Below are 4,444 nucleotides of genomic sequence, written 5' to 3'. Positions count from 1 at the left end.
TTCGGCTCCGCCCTCCGAAGGATTATGTCCCGCTCACGCCGTTTGCACCAGAGCCACAAAATTTGCGTCAACGCCGCATCATGCGCGTCGCCTCCCGGCGCGCTGGCGCAATCCTGCGGCGTGGGCCTTCAGGGCTCCAAAGGCCACGCCTCTGTCGTCACCGATCAGGAATGTGTGAACGCCTCGTTCCAGCCAGGCGTCGAGCTGGCCGTCCACGCGCGGCACGGCACAAAATGCCACGCCGGCTGCCCGACAGCACGCGGCGACATGAGCCACGGCAGTCAAGACGTCGGGATGCTGGGCTTGCGCCGGCGCGCCATAAGATTGCGACAGATCGATCGCTCCCTCGATCACGAGATCGACTCCGGGGACCGCGACGATCTCATCGATGGCCTCCACGCCCTCGCGGTCCTCGATCATCACTGCCACGAGGATCTCGGCGTTGGCGAGCGAGAAGTAGTCGGGCAGGGTCAAACTGCCGAAGCCGGTGGTGCGCCCGCCGGAGATCCCGCGTTCGCCGAGCGGATGGTAGCGGCTGGCGCGCACGGCCGCGCGCGCCTCGTCGGCATTGCGCACATGCGGGATGACCACGCCCTGCGCGCCGGCGTCGAGCGCATGCAGAATAGCGTCCGAGGCCGCGCCGGGCATGCGCACCAATGGGGTCACCCCTGAGCATTCGGCGGCGCGGATCAGGTTCTCGAGCGTCTCCGGGTTTGGAGCCGCATGCTCCTGATCGATGACGACGAAGTCATAGCCCGCATAACCCAGCATTTCGACGAGCAGCGGCGCTGGCACTGAATTGATGAGGCCGACAAGTGGCCGTTCCGCGGCGCCGAGCGCGGCTTTGAATTCATTCCGCCGCAACATCGAGCGCCTCCTGCGTCGAGAGAAAAATTTGATCGGGATGTGGATGGCGCAGGAAGTCGTGGTGCGAGATGTGCCACGCATAGGCGCCGGCGTAGGGAAACAGCAGAAGGTCGCCGACCCGGACGCGATTGACCATCGCCTCGCTCGCCAGAACGTCCTTGGGTGTGCAGAGTTGGCCGACCACGGTCACCGGCTCCGCCGCCGCCTCCGAGCGCAGGTAAGGACGCGTCCAGCCATCCACCGGCAGTACGTGAAAGGGATGGCTGTGGCCTTGGGCGTGAGGAGTACGGAAATGATGGGTTCCGCCGCGTCCCACGACGAAAATGCGCCCGAACGTGCGCTTGATGTCGAGGACTTCCATCGCGTAGACGCCGCAGGCAGCCGCGACGTAGCGGCCCGGCTCGAAGCGTATGCGCCAGTCGTCCATTCCGTTGCGTTCGACGATGCGGCGAAGTCCGCGCGCGAATGTTTCCCAATCGAACTGATGCGCCGGATCGCGGTAGTTGACTCCCATGCCACCGCCGAGATTCACATCGTGGATCTCGAGAGCGTAGCGTTCGCGCCAGTCCCGCACGGCGCGCAAGCAGGTCTCGACGAGCTCGAGGCGCTTCGTCGCCTCGAGCTGCCCCGACATAAGATGAAGGTGGAAACCCGCGAGCCGCAGCTCTGAACGGTCGCGAAGCCAGGCCAGGCAATCCGGCAAGAGCGCAGCATCGATGCCGAAAGGCGTGGCGCACCCTCCCATTGCGAGCGGCGCGTCGGGCATCGCGGGCAACGGCAGGTTGATCCGCAGAAGGATCGTCTGCGGGAGGCCGCGCCGACGAGCAAAATAGGCGAGTCGCTCGAGCTCGCCCCGACTCTCGACATGGACCCGCTCCACTTCCATGGCGAGCGCCGCCTCCAGCTCGGCGTCGGTCTTGCCGGGGCCGCCAAACACGAGCGGCGCATGGGGGAAGCGCCCGCGCACAAAGGCGAGCTCGCCGCCGGATGCGACCTCGAATCCTGCGACCACGTGATTCAAAGCTTCCAGAACGGGAGCTTCCGAATTGGCCTTTACGGCGTAGAATAATTCGCAATTCGGCGGCAGGCTCGCGACCAGGCGGCGCGCATGCCGGCGCAGCGCCTCGAGATCGTAGATATAGCCGCACCACGGGCCATCGGCCGCGGCTTTGGCGCCGAGCGCGGCTGCGCTCAGCCGGTCCCAGCTCACATCCATGACGCCGGCTCCTGAACGAAAGGATTGGCGAGCGGCGCATAGCCGAAGAGCCGGTCGGCCTGCTTGGCGACGCGGCCGAGGAGGTTGGTTTTCGCCGGCAGCGGCGCGCCCGCGAGAAATTCCGCGAGACGTTCGCGCGATCCCGCGGAGCCGTAACGGGCCTGGTAGCGTTCCAATTCGTGACGCAGAATGCGCCACAATCGCTCCCCGAGCGCGTGATCGCCTGCGGCGAGACACTCGACCGCTTCGCCGATCTGGTTGACGAAGAGGCAATAGGCGACGCGGCTCCATCCACGTTGCTCGTCATATGAAAGAGCCTCGCGGGCGCGCGGAGAAAGATACGCGATCGCCGCCCGATCGAAGCGACCCTCGATGAGCTTCACTCCCTCGAAGTCGCGCAACACGATCTGCGCTGGCCAGCCATCCCGCACGGCGACCAACGTGTTTTGCAAATGAGGTTCGAACACTACGCCATGCGCGAAGAGGGCGTCGAGAACGGGTGGCGCGAGGCGTTCGACATAGGCGGCGAACCATGCCTCGGCCGCCGCCGCATAGGATGTGCGCTCACGAAGGGCGATGTCGCGGCACAAGTCGCAGGCGCGTGGTACCCCCGCGTCGATGTCGGCGAACAGCGTGGCCGCCAGGAGCGGAGCCACGCCCTCGGCCGCGATCCCCTGCACGCCTTCCCTCAAGATGAGGCCGAAGGTCTCGTTGACCGCTGTGCGCTCGTCGGCCGCCGCTTCCGGCAGGTCCACGGTGAGGAAGGCCGGCTCCTCCAACACGCGCAAATCGGGAAACGCCTCGGCGAAACGCGGTTGGATCTCGCGCCAGAGGCGAGTCACCTCGACCGCTCCGTCGAGCTCGTAATGCGCGTTCTTGCGCAAGCAGTTGGTGATGCGGACATGCAGCGACAGCTTGAAGAAGAACGGGTTGGTCGGATGGAACAGCGTCCGCAGCGACGAGGTCGGGATATATTCCGGCCCCGATGGACCGAGGTCGCGGATCGCGCCTTGCTCGATCGCTCGTCGCACCGCGGGCTGAATGAGCGCGTGGCGGCCCTGCCAGGGATGTGTGGGAACGAGGGCCCATTCCGACCCCACGTCCAACGGAGCGTGAGCGGCCACGGCGGCGTCGGCGCTCGACGAGAGAAGAGAGCGCTGAAGCAGCCGGTTGCGGCGCACGGCGAACCAGCGCAACGGGAAGCGGACGCGCAGCTCGGGCGAATAGAGGCGACGATCCTCCTCGCTGAATCCTTGCCTGCTCTTCGGCGCGGGATGGAAGGAGTGACCGACGAGGAGGGCCTGCTCGGATTCCGCGTACAACGCGAGCGGATCGCCGGCTTCCGGCGGCCGGCTCCTCTGCGTTAGTATGGCGGCCACCGTCTCGACGCTGTCGCTTATTTGCGCCGAGAGTTCATCGTTGACAGGAACGCGTTCGCGCAAGGACAGCTCGCACAGAAGCAGAGCGGCGAATTCGCGCCAGTTGAGCGGCGCCCAGGCGCGTCCCTCGGTCTGGATATAGAGCGCCGAGCGCAATCGCAAGCGGCCGAGCGGGAGCGGCCGATCCACGGCGGCGACGAGGCGCGCCTTCGCGTGCGGCAGAACGAGGTGTATCGCCGATCGGCCGAGGAGCGTCGCCTTCAGAGCCAAAGGCCAGTCGTTCTGTCCGAAGGGCGAGCCGAAGCTCGCATGTCCCTCGCGAAAGGCGAGTTCGCGGCAATAGCAGTTGAGCAAGGTCTGAAGAGCGTGCAGACCCGCTTCCGCGTGAAGGGTCGGAGCTCGCGACCGCGCGAGCGCTGTGTCAACGATCATGACGTAATTTCTCCGAGTGAAAGATTTCTCGATGGACGGCGCCGGAGCCGGCGCAAAGAGCGGCTGCGGCCGACAGGGTGAGCGCAAGCGCCCCGGCGAACATGGGAGCGCCGTTTCCGAACGCGTCCGCGGCTAAGCCGGCGACGATGCCGGCTCCGACGCCGCCCCATTTCGAGGCGCTGTCGAGCCAACCGAAGACGCGCCCGGCGTTTGCGGCGCCGGCGATTTCGGCGACGGCGCCATGCAAGCCGATAAATCCGGCCGTCATCGCGAGGCCCATGACCACTCGCCAAAGGCAAAGCGTGGTCGGGCCGCCCGAGAACGCCTGACCCGCGAGGCTCGCGGCGAACAGCAGAAAGGCGGCGGCGAGCGTCGACCGCGGGCTCCGGCGCGCAAGATGAAGGCTGAGCGGGGCGGCGCTCACGAGGTAGACGAGATGCGGCAGGCCGAACAAAACGCCCGCGAGAGCCGGCGAGTCGCCGCCGAGCCGAGTCTGTGTCGATTTCCGTCGAGATTTGACCCAGGATTTCCATTGAGAAGTGACCCGGGT

At 66.3% G+C, this 4,444-nt stretch carries 4 protein-coding genes; all 4 read right to left on the bottom strand.

Annotated features, from left to right (window positions below; all coding sequences use genetic code 11):
* Positions 1–78: 78 nt before the first annotated feature.
* Positions 79–867 carry an HpcH/HpaI aldolase/citrate lyase family protein gene (locus tag KP010_RS22255; RefSeq protein ID WP_216281878.1) on the bottom strand — a complete coding sequence of 263 codons (789 nt, stop codon included), beginning with the start codon at positions 865–867 and terminating at the stop codon, positions 79–81.
* Positions 851–2,083: a type III PLP-dependent enzyme gene (locus KP010_RS22250; protein ID WP_216281872.1), complete on the bottom strand. Its 1,233-nt coding sequence runs from the start codon at positions 2,081–2,083 to the stop codon at positions 851–853. The genes KP010_RS22255 and KP010_RS22250 overlap by 17 nt, the downstream gene beginning before the upstream one ends.
* Complete coding sequence (locus KP010_RS22245) at positions 2,074–3,894, bottom strand: IucA/IucC family siderophore biosynthesis protein (protein ID WP_216281871.1); 1,821 nt, start codon at positions 3,892–3,894, stop codon at positions 2,074–2,076. The genes KP010_RS22250 and KP010_RS22245 overlap by 10 nt, the downstream gene beginning before the upstream one ends.
* The coding region (locus tag KP010_RS22240) for an MFS transporter (protein WP_216281870.1) at positions 3,884–4,444 on the bottom strand (561 nt) is incomplete at its 5' end. The genes KP010_RS22240 and KP010_RS22245, both read right to left, overlap by 11 nt.

The organism is Methylosinus sp. KRF6, assembly GCF_018887255.1.
Lineage (GTDB): Bacteria > Pseudomonadota > Alphaproteobacteria > Rhizobiales > Beijerinckiaceae > Methylosinus > Methylosinus sporium.
This window is presented reverse-complemented; position numbering and strand designations above follow the sequence as displayed.

What these genes read in the sequence shown, in the direction of transcription:
- KP010_RS22255 (WP_216281878.1), bottom strand. Translation starts at nt 867, where the DNA reads ATGTTGCGGCGGAATGAATTCAAAGCCGCGCTCGGCGCCGCGGAACGG.
- KP010_RS22245 (WP_216281871.1), bottom strand. Translation starts at nt 3,894, where the DNA reads ATGATCGTTGACACAGCGCTCGCGCGGTCGCGAGCTCCGACCCTTCAC.
- KP010_RS22250 (WP_216281872.1), bottom strand. Translation starts at nt 2,083, where the DNA reads ATGGATGTGAGCTGGGACCGGCTGAGCGCAGCCGCGCTCGGCGCCAAA.